We start from the raw sequence: 16,016 nt of genomic DNA on the forward strand, positions 1-16,016 counted from the left end.
GGCAGTCCCACGATGGTTCGTTTTGAAGTCAAGCAGCAGGTTATTTGTGCTGAACATCATGCGTACATGATACAGGGAGGGGAGGCCGCCCTGTTCTGGGAGGCTTCCCATCAGGCCGGAACCAGACGCTTTATCGGCCGGTTACAGGACGGGGACGTTGTATTCGGTCTTTCATCAGCCGGGATACGTTTGGTTATATTACTGGATACCGGCACATCGGCTGAAAAGAAAGCGTCGGACATTTTGGCCATGCAGCCCGGAATATTGGCGGAGGCCGTCGATACATGGCTATATCGCCTTCTGGGTGGTTTACCGGATCTCTCAAATCATGATTTCGGGGATGCGGAACCGTGGCAGCCGGATTCCGCTGGTCTGAACGCTGATATGCCTGCCGGAGAGCATCTTGTTCCGTTCGGGTCTGTTTTTGCGCCCCCAGCGGACAGGGTGCTGTGGTGCCAGGTCAGGGACGGTGCCATTGCAACGGCATTGCAGTCTCTGGAGTCCCCGCATAACGCAGCCTTGCCGTGTTTGAGCCTGCTGCCGTTCGTGACTGAAAAAGACAGCCTGATCGTTTTCAGTAACAGTCTGACGATGGCGGTGCACGGACATCTGCTTGCATTGCTGGAGATATTCCATCAGGCGCTGCTGGCCTGTCTGACCCGGCAGGATCAGGAAAATCAGGATTTCTTTATCCGCCGCCTGTCGGTCTCCGCGGATGAGGATGCCAGAGTGGTTTCTGAAGGATTGGCCGCTCTGACGCCCGGGAAGCGGCCCGTACCGGTGGTAGCGGAGACAGATCTGCCGCTTGCCGTGGCTTTGAAGGCCGTTGCGGAGGATATGGGTGTTGCCTTGCCACCGGAGTTCGGCCGGGTCGTCGAGAAGATAACAGGATTTGACGAAGAAGGTATCCTGAAGGCACTGGCGGCTTATTGCGGGTTGAGCATACGCCGTATTCGGCTTCGTCCCGACTGGTGGCGCCATCCCGGCGAAAACATGATCGGATATTTTCAGGATGGTCAGCCTGTTGCGCTGATAGCAGGCAGAAAAAAATGGACTTCCGTGCATGCTGATCAGGAACAGAAAAAATGGCAGACCGTGACGGCCGAAATGGCTGCCACGGTTCTTTCTTATGGATACGTGGTCTATAGGCCCTTTGGTCTCAAAGATAAAAAACCACTTTATGCCATCATCCGCTTTGTCCTCAGTCTGGCCAGACGCGAACTGATATTGGTAGGAATCATCAGCCTTCTGGTCAGCCTGATGGGAATGGCTTCTCCGTTTTTATCGGGCATGCTGGTGCAGCAGGTTATCCCGGAAGGGGTAAAAAGTGAGGTTCTTCAGCTTGTTCTGGCAATGCTGGGGGTCTCGTTGGGGATGGTCAGTTTCGAGCTTGTGCGCAGCCTTGCCGTGCTCAGAATGGAAACGGTGCTCAGCTCGTCCATGGATATGGCATTATGGAATCATCTGCTGCGGCTGCCTGCAAGCTTTTTCCAGCGTTTCGGTGCCGGTGATCTTTCCATGCGTGCGGATGCGATCAATGAAATCCACCGCACGATCGGTATTTCCACGATTACCATTCTGATCAGTGTTATTTTCTCGGTTTTTAATCTTGCTGTTCTTTTCAGCTATGGCATGGCGCCTATTCTGCTGACGATCGTGATCTGCCTTGTCGAGATAGGGCTTCTTTTATTCTCGGCGATGTTCAATACGACCATGCAACGTCAGGCTCTGGCGAACAGGGGCGCCATGCAGACGTTAACGGTGCAGATTTTTCAGGGCATATCGAAATTACGTGTCGCCGCGGCAGAAAACCGTTTTCTGGCACGCTGGATGAAGCTTTTCGCCCGGGATCAGGCCATTCATTATCGGGTGGATATGGTCGGCAATGGGCTGGCGGCTTTTGGCGTCGGCTGGAACATTCTGGTCATGGCGGCGCTGATTGCTCTGGTCGGCTTTGGTGCCGCCAAGATGTCATTTGGTGATTATGTCACGTATTCCGGCATTTCAGGGCAGTTTGTTTCTGCTGTGCTGTCTCTGGTTGGCATCATCTCCTCGATCATGTCGGTGGTCCCGCTATGGGAAAGAAGCTTGCCGATCCTGGCAGAGCCGCAGGAAAACGCCGGCGGGCGTGTGCAGCCCGGCCAGTTGCACGGTGATATCGCACTGGATCATGTGACCTTTACCTATCCCAACGGGATGGTTGCGCTGAGAGATATATCGCTCAAGATCAAGGCGGGGACTTTTGTTGCGATTGTCGGCCCGTCCGGCTCGGGAAAATCCACTCTCATGCGTCTGCTGCTGGGTTTCGATCAGCCGGGCAGCGGTTCCGTTCTGTTCGATGGGTATGATCTGAAAGATCTGGATACAGGCGCCGTCCGGCGGCAGCTTGGTGTTGTGTTGCAGCAAAGCAGAATTGAAACCGGCAGTATTTATAATAATATAGCCGGTGCGGTGCCGATGAGTCATGAAGAAGCATGGGAGGCCGCCAGCCTTGCCGGACTGGCAGATGATATCGATGCCATGCCGATGGGACTTCATACCTATGTAGATGACAGCGGCCAGACATTATCCGGCGGGCAGAAGCAGCGTCTTCTGCTGGCCCGTGCCATAGCGCGTCATCCACGGATCATGATGCTCGATGAGGCAACCAGCGCGCTGGACAATATAACCCAGGCCCATGTCATGAACACGCTGTCCACCCTCCGGATCACACGTGTCGTGATTGCGCACAGGCTGAGCACGATCAAGGAAGCGGATGTAATCCTTGTCTTCGCGGATGGCCGTCTGGTTGAGCAGGGCAATTACCAGTCACTGATTGCAGCGGGAGGTGTTTTCGCCGGACTCGCCCAGCGTCAGATGGCATGAAACGACGCGGCCTTCTGCTCAGAAATGGGTCTGGCCGCGCATTCTGCCCGAACCTGTATGGCTGCATCGCTGGCTCCAGTCACCAGTCGCATCTTCTATAAGATGCCTTGAGCAGCCTGATGTCCTTGTTTTTCCCCTTGCAAGGCGCGGGAGCAATAGGCAACGAGGGCGCGAACAGCATATCCATGGTGAGATCGTGAAATCCCTGCGCCGGCTCCAGCATGACCTGCCGGTCGTGAAAACTGCGTTCCGATTACTCTGCCTTCAGGCGGACAAACGCCACATTACCCTGGCACTCCAGCTGGAGGGGTTATATCCTTGGCCTCCCTCATCTGCCACGCGGTACGGAGATCCTGTTCCAGTTCCCGCCTAGCCTTTTCGCTCTCCTGCGGGTTGGGCAAGCGCAAAATGAAGGATGGATGCCAGGAAATCAGGACGGGGCCGCCGTGAAGCCCCTGCTCCACCATGCCTCGTCGCCTTGTCATGGCAGCCCGGTTGCCGGTTAATGCAAAAGTCGCCGAGGCGCCCAGGGCCAGCGTCAAACGCGGGCGGACCAGCGATAGCTCCAGATCGAGCCACCAGCGGCATGCCTCTATCTCTTTTCGGTCCGGGCTCTGATGCAGACGGTGCCGACCACGGGGGAGAAATTTGAAATGCTTGACCGCATTGGTCAGCCAGACCTCCGCCGCCGCCATACCGACCTTGCCCATCAGGTCACGCAACACCTGCCCGGCCGGACCGACAAAAGGCCGCCCCTCCAGATCCTCCCGATCGCCCGGCTGCTCCCCCACGATCATCAATGAAGCACCGACATCGCCCTCGCCCCAGACCGTCCGGGTCGCTGCCTCGCACAAGGAGCAACGACGACATTGCAGGGCCGCCTGCCGCGCCTCATCCAGAGTCTCAGGCGACACCTCCGTGGCGACCGGCATGGAGGCGCGGTAACGGGCCGAAATCGCGGCGGCACCGGGACGTGGCGCTGTCGTCCCCGCCTGATGCATGCGCTGCACCCGCGCCTCCGCATCGGCCAGCATATCCGGGATCAGCCGCGTCTCCGGCAGGTTGCGCCAGTATTTCTTCGGCATCTCCGACCTCATCGCAGACAATTTGATGCGCGCTGGATTAAAGATATTGGCGAAATACGTGTCCCACAAAGCCGCCGATGCATCCTCCGGCAGATTCGGGCGAGGCATGCCGGCGCCAAACCGCAACGCTCCCTCCGTAAAATGCGCCGAGAGATCAGGGGTGGCGATCATCCAGTCCATATCCGCAAAGCGCTGGACGAAAAACGGGCTGGCAGGCTCAAGGGTATGATGTTCCGGCTCGAACCACGCCACGAAGCGGCGGCGTGTGTGCTCTCCCGCGATCTCCCGGAAACGCACAAAAGCGTGCATTTTGTGAATGTCACGCTTGACCGCCGATGCCATCAGCGTCAGCGTACGTCCCAGCCCGTCACTCGGGGACAAGGCCGCGAGATCACCCCGGCTGATCCTCCATAAAGCCTGATACAGCAATCCGCCGCGATCCTGCGCCCGGTGCCAGATCACCGTTTCCGCGAGGCTGAGGAAGGCGGGCGGTACAGCAACACGGCGCGGCCCCCTCTCCTTCGGCAGGGGGGTAAGGCCGAACAGGGTTTCCACTCCTGACCAGTCGATATCTTCCGGCGGTATATGATGGCTGATTGCAAGCTGCGCCGCTTGTCGCCATGCAGTGAAACACGCCGTATCAGGCAGGTGAACCGTGTAGGTCACAACAGTTTGGGCTGCTTCGGAGCAGGCTTGAAGCGTGCCCGTAGCAGAGCACTGTCCGTCAAGCCACGCGGATTCCAGCCAGGCAACACAATGAAAGGCTGCGCTTTTTTCATCACCGCCCCCAGCCGGGCCACATCCTCGAAACGCAGCCGGTGCAGGCTGCGCGCGGCGAGAATCCGCTCCACCGTGCGCGCACCGAATCCCGGTACCCGCAGCAGCATCTCCCGGCTGGCACGATTGACATCGAGGGGAAAATCCGCGCGATTCCGCAGCGCCCAGGCCAGCTTCGGGTCCAGCTCCAGATCGAGATAGCCGCCCTGTGTGCCGGTAGCGATTTCCTCTACGCTGAACCCGTAAAAGCGTAGCAACCAGTCCGCCTGATACAGACGATGCTCCCTCAAAAGGGGTGGTCGCACCAGAGGCAGGGCCGGAGACGCATCGGGAATAGGAGAAAAGGCTGAATAATACACCCGCCGCAACTGATACCCCGTGTAAAGGCGCGAGGAGGTAGAGAGAATGGCCGTATCATCGGCTCCATCCGCGCCCACAATCATCTGGGTGCTCTGCCCCGCCGGAGCAAAACGCGCCGCCTTCCGCCCGGAGAGGGTTTTATCCTGCGCGGCCTCCCCTTCCAGCCGCACCAGCGCCATGGCACTGCGAATAGTCTCCGGCCGCTTTTCCGGTGCCAGCGCCCTGACGCTTTCATCCTGTGGAAGCTCGATATTGATCGAAAGGCGATCCGCCCATAACCCGGCCTCCCTGATCAGGTCCGGATTGGCGTCGGGAATGGTCTTGAGGTGAATATACCCCCGAAATCCGTGATCCAGCCGCAGGGTGCGGGCAATCCGCACCATCTCGACCATCGTATGATCGGGGGACTGAATAATGCCGGAGGACAGAAACAATCCCTCGATATAGTTCCGGCGGAAGAATTCCAGCGTCAGGGTAACCACTTCCTCCACCGAGAATCGTGCACGCTCCACATTCGAGCTGACCCGGTTGATGCAGTAGGAGCAGTCGAAAATACAGAAATTGGTCAACAATATCTTGAGCAGGGAGATACAGCGCCCATCCGGGGTGTAGGCATGGCAGATACCGCGACCAATCGTAGGATCAGCCCCTTCCCCGCCCGCATTGCGCCGGCCGCGGCCACTGGATGCGCAGGACGCATCATATTTCGCGGCATCCGACAAAATGGCGAGCTTGTCCTGCAAGGTGATCCTGGCCATGGCGATACGCTAAATGTTCCCACTTTGTTCGTCAAGTGATCATAAAATCGTCTAAAACTTCACCATTACTCAACAAAAATGGCTTATCGGGGGGTGGGGATAGTGGCAAACATTCTATCGATGCTAAAGAAACGCTTTAACGCCCGGAGAGCAGAAAGGCTGCATCATGTCAGGACACGCTTGATGAAATATACGCAGCCCAAGCGTGTGGGCGGACGGGCCGCATCGACAGGATGGCATAGCGATGCAGGCGGACCGGCCTGCTCCTCCCTGTTATTTTTCCCTCATGATGCCAGGAAGTGACGGCCTTGATTATTTTGACCGGCGGAGCAGGTTTTATCGGCTCAAACATCGCGGCCGAACTGAATGAGGCAGGCCACACCGATACCGTTATCATTGACTGGCTCGGCACCGAACGCAAATGGCATAATATCGCCAAGCGGCGCTTCGCTGATTTTGTCTTTCCGGAAGACGTCGACGGCTTTCTGGATGGTTTGAAAGGCGCCGATGCCGTTGTGCATATGGGGGCCAATTCATCAACCACCGCCACAGATGGTGATGAGGTCATCCGCTCCAATTTCCGCCTGTCATGCCATCTGTGGAACTGGTGCACCGCTACCAGAACGCCCTTCATCTACGCTTCATCCGCCGCGACCTATGGCGATGGCAGTCATGGCTTTGTCGATGACGACAGCGATGCGGCCCTCGATGCCCTGCATCCGCTCAATCTTTATGGCTGGTCCAAACATGCTTTCGACAAATGGGCGCTGGAAAGGGCACGTCGTCATGACGCTCCCCCGCAATGGGCCGGTCTGAAGTTTTTCAATGTCTACGGCCCCAACGAATATCACAAGAAAGACATGATGAGTCTGGTGGCCAAAAATACACCGTCCATCCTGAATGGTCAGACGATCCGCCTGTTCAAATCCCACCGGCCCGAATTCGCGGACGGAGAACAGTTGCGTGACTTCATCTATGTCAAGGACTGCGCTTCCGTCGTCAGCTGGCTGCTCCAGAACCGGCATGTCAGCGGATTGTTCAATCTGGGAACCGGGAAAGCCCGTTCCTTCCGGGATCTGATGATGGCCGTCGGACAGGCTGCCGGGAAAACGACATCCATCGAGTTCATCGATATGCCAGCTTCCATCCGTGATCAGTACCAGTATTTCACAGAAGCCTCCATGCACAAGCTTCGGGCGGCTGGTTACACACGGGATTTTTATAGTCTGGAAGAAGGCGTGCGGGATTATGTGCAGACTTATCTGATCACGCAGGATCCATACCGGTAATTTCGGATATTCCAAGACCGTTTTTTAACGCATAAACCTGAAGATATCAGATCTATGACCGCTGAGGCCCCCCAAGCAATGAAGATCATTATCGGGCTGATTGAGCACATTGGTGATATTATTGCCTGTGAGCCTGTCAGCCGCTATGTCCGGTTTATGTATCCTGAAGCCCATATTTCATGGGCTGTCATCAAGCCTTATCGCTCACTGATTGATCAAAACCCGTATATTGATGAAACCATCATTCTTGAATGCCTGACCGACTGGATAAAATTAGCAAAACATCAGAATTTTGATCGCATCATCGATCTGCATATTAATCACAGAGTATGCGAGCATTGCCGGGTTCCCCTGATCAAGGAACATGGAAACGGTTTTGTTAATACCTATGAATGGTTTGATTACGGCAACATTCTGGAAGCTTTTTCCATAGGCGCCGGGTTGCCAAAATTATCGGCTGCTCCTGTCATTTATATTGATCAGGATGCCAGAGATGCCGTCGATTCACTGGCTCTACCCGATGAATACTGTGTGATTCATCGGGATTCCAATCTGCCGGTCAAAGACTGGTCCGCAGAGAAATGGGCCGAGGTCATGCGCTGGATACAGTCCGTCCTGGGCATGACAGTGGTTGAAGTGGGTGCCCACAAGGGCGACAGACCATCTGCATCACCGGCCAGCGTGATTGATCTGACGAACCGGACATCCCTGCTGGAAACAGCCGAAATCATCCGGCGCGCCCGTTTCTTCGTGGGTATCGACAGCGGTCCGTCTCATATGGCAAATGCCTGCGGTACACCCGGTGTCGTTTTGCTGGGCCATCTGGGGATATTCAAACACTATAATCCCTTCTCCGGCCGCTACGGAACGAAGGTGCGTGATGTCAAGCTTGTGCGGAATCTGAATGGTCCTGTGCAGGACATTGAAGTCTCTGAAGTCACCGAGGCCATTGCCTATATCGCGTCCATCGATCGCATAACCCCAGTTGAAAAATCCCCCGATCCAAGCCCGTCAAGCATTAGCATTCCTGTAGCTGATTCCACTGAACGCGCCCTGATCCTCAAATCCGGTCTGTTTGACGCTGCCTGGTACAAGCTGCATTACATACCCTCAGAGGCTTATGATCCGCTTGACCATTTTATCGCCATTGGTGGTCATAAAGGTTACAAGCCCAGCCCGGCTTTTGACTGCGCGCATTATCTGACGGCCCATCCTGATATTGGCGCGCATCAGACCAACCCCCTTTTGCATTATCTGCACTGCGGTCAGGCAGAAGGCCGCACCATATCTGCTGATGTGCTGCCTGAGCTGAAAACATGGGAAAATACCGACCACAAGGCTGAAGAAGATGCTTTCCGTATCTTCTCCCACTCTCTGCCACAGATCGCATCATCTGAAGAAGCCGTTGATATCCCCCGCCTGTTCGCATTTTATCTGCCGCAATTTCATCCCATCGCTGAAAACAATCTCGCTCACGGTCCAGGCTTTACTGAGTGGACCAATGTCATCAAAACTGAACCGCTTTTCCGTGGCCACTATCAGCCACGCCAGCCAGGCGAACTGGGTTACTATGATCTTCGTTCCGTTGATGTCATGCGGAAGCAGGTCGATCTTGCCCTGCAACACGGCATTTCCGGATTCTGTTTTTATTACTATTATTTTGCCGGCAAAAAGCTGCTCTACAAACCAATTGAAAATTATATCAATTCCGATATCTCTGCTCCGTTTTTCTTTCTCTGGGCCAACGAGAACTGGAGCAAGCGATGGGACGGTGGCGACAAGGAAATCATTATCGCGCAGGACCATTCCTCTGAAGACGATCTGATCTTCATTCGTGAATTACTGCCGCTTTTCCAGGATCAGCGCTACGTCAAGGTCAGCGGCAAGCCGATCCTGATGGTCTATAAAGCGCATCTTTTCCCTGACATCTTCCAGACCACCGAAATCTGGCGGGAAGAGGCCATCAAACACGGCTTTCCCGGCCTTTATCTGGTCATGGTTGATGACTGGACCGATGAAGAAGTTCAGCCGCGTCTGCGCGGGTTTGATGCAAGCTATGAAATCCCTTCGAATGTCGTGCCACGCAACGTTCTGAGTGATGAAACAGATGAGCTTGGTCTAGGCGAGGATTTCGAGGGGCGAATTGTTGATTATCATAAATTTGCCAGCTATCACATGGGCCGCCCCATGCCGGAATATCGTCGGCATCGCACCGTCATGCTGCCATGGGACAATACCCCGCGCTATGGCTCCCGCGCCATGGTTCATGTCAATACCAGCAACAATGCCTACCGGACCTGGCTGACCCAGGCCATGCTGGATACGCATCGCCGCCACGTTCCAGAAGAACGCATTGTTTTCCTGCATTCATGGAATGAATGGTGTGAAGGAACTTATGTAGAGCCGGATGGACGTTACGGGCGTCATTATCTGAACGAAACACGCGCAGCCGTTCAGGATGTACGAGATATTCTCTCACTTGCTTCCAGCGGGGAATCCGTCAACGCATTGGCTAAATTACAGCATATCGGCCACATAAAGGACGAAGGTGCATTTCGCGTTCTTCAAGCCAGCCGTATGTATACACACTACCTTTATAATGAAATTCTGCGGCTGCGTGATCATGCGCACAATCTTCAGCAAGCGCTAGAGCATCATCGTGCCATTTCTCCTGATCTTGTGCAGCAACTGAATGAACAGGCCGGCTTACTGGCCCATGAGCTGGCTCTCTCTCAGGAACAATCAACTTATCTGCAAGCAGAAATTGAGAGAATGCATTCAGCCCTCTCCTCTCAGATTGAAAATGTCACTGCTCAACTCCATACTATGGTGACATCGACATCCTGGCGTATCACCGCTCCCATACGATGGATGCGGCGCATGCTAAGACGCTGACTATGACGGAGTGGTAAAATTTTCCTGCATGGTTTCTGGATTTTGACAGCTTGCAAAGGTACTCTCTGCGCATGAACGAGCCACTGGATCATACCCTGACCGACTCTGTTCAGGCGCGTTACGGGCGACTGCATTTTTTCGCTCATGACACCGGAGCATTGAAAACATCGCTTGAGACATATGGTGAATGGGCGGAAAACGAAATCCGCTTTCTGACCAGCTTTATAAGAGAAGGCGATACCGTTATCGATGTAGGTGCCTATATCGGCACGCACGTGCTGGCATTTTCACACGCCACAGGCAACAACGGGCACGTTATCGGCATTGAAGCACAGGAGCAATCATTCAAACTGCTCTGCAACAATGTCCTTGATAATAATGTCACTCATGTCCGTTTGGAAAATGCCATTGCCGGGGAGGAGAACCAGGTTCGCCTTATCCACGATATAGATATTGCGCACGATGCCAGCTTTGGCAGCACGTCCCTTCTGGAAGATTTTTCAGCTGCCGACAAGACTGCGCCCCACATGATAGAGGCGCGAGAAATCAAGCTTGATTCGCTTCATTTGACAACATGCCGACTGGTCAAGATCGATGCAGAAGGGATGGAGCACATTGTACTGAAGGGTGCCACCGATCTTCTGTCACGTCTGCGGCCTGTGATTTATGCGGAGTGCAACGCTACTGACAGCGGGCTTAAAACACTTCATCTCCTGAAAAAATATGGATACCAGACCTTCGCCCATGTTGTGCCGGCTTTTAATCCTGAGAATTTCTTTGGTGTATCCAACGATATCTTTTCTGGATCATGTGAAGTTGCTCTGATTGGCATTCCTGACAGCCTGCTCGATACGCTTCAAGCCTATATCCTGCATGAGAAAGAGCTGATCCTGCGGATTGAAACCGCTGATGACCTCGCTTTGGCCATGCTGCATAAGCCACAATATCCGGTTGAAATCCTCCGGTCCTGTGCAGCAGCCCATACTGGCGGCACTGCATGGCTTGATTATTACAGTGCCCTCCCCGTGCATCTGGAGGCTCGCGAACGGGATGTCGCTTTCCTTTCTCAATCTTTACAGAAAGAACGCGATGAAAATCAGGTCATCGTGGCTGATGCGGCAGCGCTGCGTCTCAAAAATCAGGAGTTAGAGAGAGATGTCTCCCTGCTGCGGGAGGCCGTCAGCGCAGAAGTAGATCAGCGGAACAAAAGTGAGGCTGATACGGCAGCACTGCGTCTTAAAAATCAGGAACTGGAGAGAGATGTCTCCATCCTTCGCAAGGCCGTTATAAAAGAGTCAGAGCAATACCAGGAAGCATTACTCAGAGCGCAGGAACTTGAAAGAGAAATCCCGATCCTGCAACAATCGGCACGGATCGAGCGTGAAGGACGTCTTGCTGCGGAGCGGTCAGTTCTGAATCACAGTGAAGCAGCGGCCAATCTACAGACCATCGCCAATACGGAAAGGCAATTGAGACAAGAGGCTGAACACAATCTGGCCAATGCCGAAGAGCAATGGAGAAAAGAGCGTGATGCTTTGTCGGGGGCACACCAACAGCTGATAAAAGAGATATCCAGCCTTCGTTCTTCGACATCCTGGAAGATGACTGCCCCCCTGAGATATGCGATCCGGCGTCTATTCCGGCGTCGATAAAACACTCACCAGAACAGGCTGTTACCTGCTTCCGAACTTCGGGTGGAAGCAGGTTGCCCTTGACCCTGCTTACCGACCCTCGACCGGAAACAAGGTCCGCTCCACCACCGCACAGAGCATATGGGCCGCGGTGATATGAATCTGCTGGATAATGGCCGTCTGTGGTGATGGGGCCAGCAGCAGGCGGTCACACAGCTCGGTCATGGCGTTACCCGCGACGCCTGTGAAGCCGAAGGTGATGATCCCTTTCTCCCGTGCGGCATGCAACGCCCGGATGACGTTCGGTGAGCGGCCCGAGGTGCTGATTCCCAGAAACACATCGCCCTTTTGTCCCAGCCCGGTGACCTGACGCTCGAACACATGCTCATAGCCGTAATCATTGCCGATGGCGGTCAGGGCTGAACTATCCGTCGTCAAGGCCAGGGCAGGCAGAGGCGCACGGTCATACATCAGGCGAGAGACGAACTCGGCGGCAATATGCTGTGCATCCGCGGCACTGCCACCATTGCCCGCAATCAGCAGCTTTCCACCATTACGAATGGAGGTGCAGACATCCTCCCCCATGCGGATGAGGGTCTCGCGAGCCGCTTCATCTGCTGCAAAGGCATCCATGGCCTCGCAGGAGGCGTCCAGAAAGCGGGTCAGAAAATCGCGGTGATCCAAGGCACATACACCTTCATGCAGGTCAATTCGAGACCCGCAGGCGTCATGCAGCCACGGGTTGGATTACTCTATCACCTTGCCCGTCACGGTGTAAGCCGTGTGTTGCCGGCTGAAACGCTCCCCGCCAGCAGGGGCGAAAGATGATAACAAATTTCTATCTATTCATTTAAGTTACAACTCATATACCGCTTTGTCCATTGCGGCGCATCATGCGGGGCAGCACTTTCCGCCTCCGGGCAGGGCATGGATTCCATCTTCCTCTCTTGCCTCGTCCGAAAAAAACAGCAGGCCGATCCAAGGAGCCAAAGACGTCCATGCGCTACGCGACGATCAACCCCTATAATGGGGACGTTCTGAAACAATTCTCCGAAACCGCGGATGCGGATGTTGCCCGGGCGATCACCGATGCGCATGCAGCCTTTCAGTCCTGGCGTTACGCGCCCTTTACGGAGCGGGCCAAGGTTATGCGCAGCGCCGCCGCAATCTTGCGGAGCGATCTGGACGGCTACGCCCGCCTGCTGACCCTGGAAATGGGGAAGCTGTTCACCGAAGCCAAGCTGGAAGTCGAGTTGTCGGCGAAAATTTTCGAATACTACGCCGACAATGCCGAACACCTGCTGCAACCGGAGATCCTGCCGGTGGCTGATCCGGCCGAGGGCAAGGCGATGATCGTGCATGAGCCGCTGGGCGTCATTCTGGCGATCGAACCGTGGAACTTCCCCTATTACCAGATTGCCCGCATCATCGCGCCGCAGCTTTCGGCCGGGAACACCGTGCTGCTGAAGCATGCGCAGAACGTGCCACAATGCGCCGAAGCCTTCGAGGCGCTGATGCTGAAGGCCGGGCTGCCGCGAGGAGCCTTCATCAACCTGTTTGCCTCCCGCAATCAGATCACCACCATCCTGAATGATCCGCGTGTTTGTGGCGTGGCCCTCACCGGGTCCGAACGTGCCGGCGCTGCCGTGGCTGCCACCGCAGGTGCGGCGCTGAAAAAATCCATGATGGAGTTGGGCGGTGCGGATGCCTTCATCGTGCTGGAAGATGCCGATCTGAAAAAAACTATCGACTGGGCCGTGTTCGGTCGCCACTGGAATGCCGGCCAGGTCTGCGTATCCTCCAAGCGTATGATCGTTGTGGACAAGGTCTATGACCAGTTCATGGAAGGCTATGTGAAGGGGGTAGCGGCCCTGCGTGCGGGCGATCCGTTTGATCCCGAAACCACGCTGGCCCCCCTCTCCTCCCAGGCCGCTGCCGATGGCTTGAAGCAGCAGATTCGTGATGCCGTTGCCCAGGGTGCCAAAGCCACCGAAGTGGGTGCTCCGGTTCCAAACCAGGGGGCTTTCGTGCAGCCGACAATCCTGACCGACATTGATGGAGACAATCCGGCACGCCATTGGGAATTCTTCGGTCCCGTCTCCATGATCTTTCGGGCGAAAGATGAGGACGATGCCGTCCGCATCGCCAATGATACCCCGTATGGTCTGGGCGGATCGGTCTTTACCGCCGATGAGGAGCGTGGCAAGCGCGTGGCCCGCCGGATTGAGACCGGGATGGTATTCATCAATCACCCGACCATGGTGAAGGCTGACCTTCCTTTTGGCGGCGTCAAGAACTCCGGCTATGGCCGCGAGTTGATCGGTCTGGGGATCAAGGAATTCGTGAACCACAAGCTGATTGATGTCGTCGATATAGACGCGCCGTTCTGAGAAAGACCGGCTTCCTCTTCCTCCTGGCAGGAGGCAAAAAAACAGGCGCTCCGGGGTTACATCCGGGGCGCCTGTTTCATTATCTGTGTGCGGTTCAGGCTGATCAGGCGGACTGCGCCTCAGGCTCCACCTCGGCAGCGGAACTGACATACGGCCCAGCGGCGAGAATCTGGATCGCCAGCATACCCATACCCCCCTGCGACCGGCGATCCAGCTTCAACACGGCATTGCCCGCAGTCCAGCGGCCCGCCTCGGCCCCATCCCATGCATTCCAGCCTTCATTGGCCAGAGTGACGTTGATTGCCTGTGCGGAACCGGCATCGAACAGCACGGCCTCGCCAACCAGGACACCCAGAGTGCGACGATCATCGACAAACGGGCCGAACACATCGCAGGGGCGGCTGGCGCGCGATAGGATCCGCACGGTTTCAACGCCGGCCGGGATCATAAACACGACCCTGTCATTGGTTTCCCGCACCTTACGCAGGATCTGGCCTGCGTCGCTCACCAGATGCAGATCAGCATCTGAGGTCAGCTCTGGTGCCGCAGTCCGACTGCCCGGCATGATTGTCTCAGCCCGTGCGGTAAGCGCGCGGAAAATCGGCTCGACCACTTCCCGGCTTACAGCCAACGGAGCGGCGGCATCATGCTGCCAGCTACGTGCATTGCCTTGCCCGATAGACACGACATTGCCGTCAGCCGTGCCGAAACGGATGCGGTTACCAGTGTCGAGATAGCTTTCCGTCAGGGTACCCTCCGCCCTGATGACGGCATGGCCATCAGTTTCGATATGATAATATTGGTAATCAGTGATGGACCGATCATAGATAATGGAGCTGCCATTGACCAACATGCGTACCGGTATGAATTTCCCATCCAGAAACAGGCAATGCTCCGGGGTGATCAGCAGATCACGGGAAGGCACCCCATCAGCCAGCGCATCTTTCAGCACCCGCACCGGATAACCGGCCATATCATCCGGCAAGCCGACACGCGCCGCCGCACTGGCATGGCCAGCCCAGGTCACTTCGGCTGCATGCTGCACACCATCCCGGAAGGCAAGCACACGATCACCCGCCCTGAGTTCCTCCACCGGGCGTTCTCCATCCGGTGTGCTGATCATGGAACCAGCCAGGAAACAGACACCAATAAAGGTGTTTCCGCCCACATAGGCTATGACCAGTGGATTATTGCCGCTGTTTGTATAGTACGTACCGGCATTGAGCGTGACACCTGCTGCGAGATTGGCCGTATAGTGACCGATCTGCTGTCCGTTATCACCGTACAAAGTAATAGTACGGGCGGAACCGGATGCGCTGATCGTATAAGAATTGACATGCGCAATGGTATTCTGGAATTCGATCGTATCTTTTAATGGATTGTAATTGTTGATGGAGGTGCTGGACAAATTGATCGCTGCTCCACCAGCATTGACAATCAGGGTGCCACCGCCATTCCCGAAATTGACTGTGCTGTTGTTCAGCACAGACGCAAAGGCAGTGCCGTTGGAAAATACACCGCCATTCGTAATGTTAACGGTTGATCCGCTCAGTAGACCTGCCACATTGCCATTCGTCAGGCTTGCCGCTCCGCCATCGACATTGAGCGTCAGACCACTCAAGCCTGAAGCCAGAACGTTAATGTTTGCTGTGCCACCAACATAGAAAGTGTTATTGTTCAGCGTTGCCAGGCTGGCGGCAATCGTGATTGTGCCCGATGCGCCCGGCACCACCACATAGCTTGAACCAAACAGAACAGACGCCAGACTGAAGGAAAATCCATTTCCGGTCAGAACATGATCCGGGGCCACTGTTCCCAGATGAGTGGTGGTCCCGTCCGGATCCGTGATGACGACATTGTATCCTGTCAGGATCCCGAAAAGCCCCCGCACCGGAGTGACGGAATAAACGACGCCTGAGTTCGTTGTGTAGTCTGTCATGGGCTTACCTATGCATGGAACGAGGGA

9 protein-coding genes are annotated in these 16,016 nt (G+C 55.5%); 5 read left to right on the plus strand and 4 right to left on the minus strand.

Annotated features, from left to right (window positions below; all coding sequences use genetic code 11):
- The first annotated feature begins 12 nt into the window (after positions 1-12).
- Positions 13-2,865, plus strand: a complete 2,853-nt coding sequence (locus GBCGDNIH1_RS20175; RefSeq protein ID WP_011632230.1) for an NHLP bacteriocin export ABC transporter permease/ATPase subunit — start codon at positions 13-15, stop codon at positions 2,863-2,865.
- Between the two features lie 284 nt (positions 2,866-3,149).
- On the opposite strand, the gene GBCGDNIH1_RS20180 is transcribed toward GBCGDNIH1_RS20175, so the two are convergent.
- Both GBCGDNIH1_RS20180 and GBCGDNIH1_RS20185 read right to left on the minus strand, forming a co-directional pair.
- Complete coding sequence (locus GBCGDNIH1_RS20180) at positions 3,150-4,616, minus strand: UdgX family uracil-DNA binding protein (protein ID WP_011632232.1); 1,467 nt, start codon at positions 4,614-4,616, stop codon at positions 3,150-3,152.
- Positions 4,613-5,845, minus strand: a complete 1,233-nt coding sequence (locus tag GBCGDNIH1_RS20185; RefSeq protein ID WP_011632233.1) for a putative DNA modification/repair radical SAM protein — start codon at positions 5,843-5,845, stop codon at positions 4,613-4,615. The genes GBCGDNIH1_RS20180 and GBCGDNIH1_RS20185 overlap by 4 nt, the downstream gene beginning before the upstream one ends.
- Positions 5,846-6,153: 308 nt before the next feature.
- On the opposite strand from GBCGDNIH1_RS20185, the gene rfaD reads away from it, so the two are divergent.
- From rfaD to GBCGDNIH1_RS20200, 3 genes are all read left to right on the plus strand, one after another.
- Positions 6,154-7,134: an ADP-glyceromanno-heptose 6-epimerase gene (rfaD, locus tag GBCGDNIH1_RS20190; RefSeq protein ID WP_043454106.1), complete on the plus strand. Its 981-nt coding sequence runs from the start codon at positions 6,154-6,156 to the stop codon at positions 7,132-7,134.
- Between the two features lie 54 nt (positions 7,135-7,188).
- Positions 7,189-10,029, plus strand: a complete 2,841-nt coding sequence (locus GBCGDNIH1_RS20195) for a glycoside hydrolase family 99-like domain-containing protein (protein ID WP_011632236.1) — start codon at positions 7,189-7,191, stop codon at positions 10,027-10,029.
- Between the two features lie 71 nt (positions 10,030-10,100).
- Complete coding sequence (locus GBCGDNIH1_RS20200) at positions 10,101-11,681, plus strand: FkbM family methyltransferase (RefSeq protein ID WP_043452881.1); 1,581 nt, start codon at positions 10,101-10,103, stop codon at positions 11,679-11,681.
- Positions 11,682-11,750: 69 nt separating this feature from the next.
- Here GBCGDNIH1_RS20200 and GBCGDNIH1_RS20205 read toward each other — a convergent pair whose 3' ends face one another.
- A complete protein-coding gene (locus GBCGDNIH1_RS20205) occupies positions 11,751-12,293 on the minus strand; it encodes a D-sedoheptulose 7-phosphate isomerase (protein WP_408874667.1) in 543 nt (180 codons plus the stop codon).
- 365 nt (positions 12,294-12,658) lie between these two features.
- On the opposite strand from GBCGDNIH1_RS20205, the gene GBCGDNIH1_RS20210 reads away from it, so the two are divergent.
- Positions 12,659-14,050, plus strand: coding sequence for an NAD-dependent succinate-semialdehyde dehydrogenase (locus GBCGDNIH1_RS20210; RefSeq protein ID WP_043452886.1), 1,392 nt, complete (start codon positions 12,659-12,661; stop codon positions 14,048-14,050).
- A 103-nt stretch (positions 14,051-14,153) separates the two neighbouring features.
- Here GBCGDNIH1_RS20210 and GBCGDNIH1_RS20215 read toward each other — a convergent pair whose 3' ends face one another.
- On the minus strand, positions 14,154-15,989 hold the full coding sequence (locus GBCGDNIH1_RS20215) for a Hint domain-containing protein (protein WP_011632240.1): 1,836 nt from the start codon (positions 15,987-15,989) through the stop codon (positions 14,154-14,156).
- Positions 15,990-16,016: the final 27 nt, after the last annotated feature.

It is taken from the genome of Granulibacter bethesdensis CGDNIH1 (assembly GCF_000014285.2).
GTDB classification, from domain to species: domain Bacteria; phylum Pseudomonadota; class Alphaproteobacteria; order Acetobacterales; family Acetobacteraceae; genus Granulibacter; species Granulibacter bethesdensis.

Bases quoted from the DNA above. Each gene is read 5' to 3' on its own strand.
- GBCGDNIH1_RS20205 (WP_408874667.1), bottom strand. From the start codon at position 12,293: ATGGATGCCTTTGCAGCAGATGAAGCGGCTCGCGAGACCCTCATCCGC.
- GBCGDNIH1_RS20210 (WP_043452886.1), top strand. From the start codon at position 12,659: ATGCGCTACGCGACGATCAACCCCTATAATGGGGACGTTCTGAAACAA.
- GBCGDNIH1_RS20195 (WP_011632236.1), top strand. From the start codon at position 7,189: ATGACCGCTGAGGCCCCCCAAGCAATGAAGATCATTATCGGGCTGATT.
- GBCGDNIH1_RS20185 (WP_011632233.1), bottom strand. From the start codon at position 5,845: ATGGCCAGGATCACCTTGCAGGACAAGCTCGCCATTTTGTCGGATGCC.
- GBCGDNIH1_RS20215 (WP_011632240.1), bottom strand. From the start codon at position 15,989: ATGACAGACTACACAACGAACTCAGGCGTCGTTTATTCCGTCACTCCG.
- GBCGDNIH1_RS20175 (WP_011632230.1), top strand. From the start codon at position 13: ATGGTTCGTTTTGAAGTCAAGCAGCAGGTTATTTGTGCTGAACATCAT.
- GBCGDNIH1_RS20200 (WP_043452881.1), top strand. From the start codon at position 10,101: ATGAACGAGCCACTGGATCATACCCTGACCGACTCTGTTCAGGCGCGT.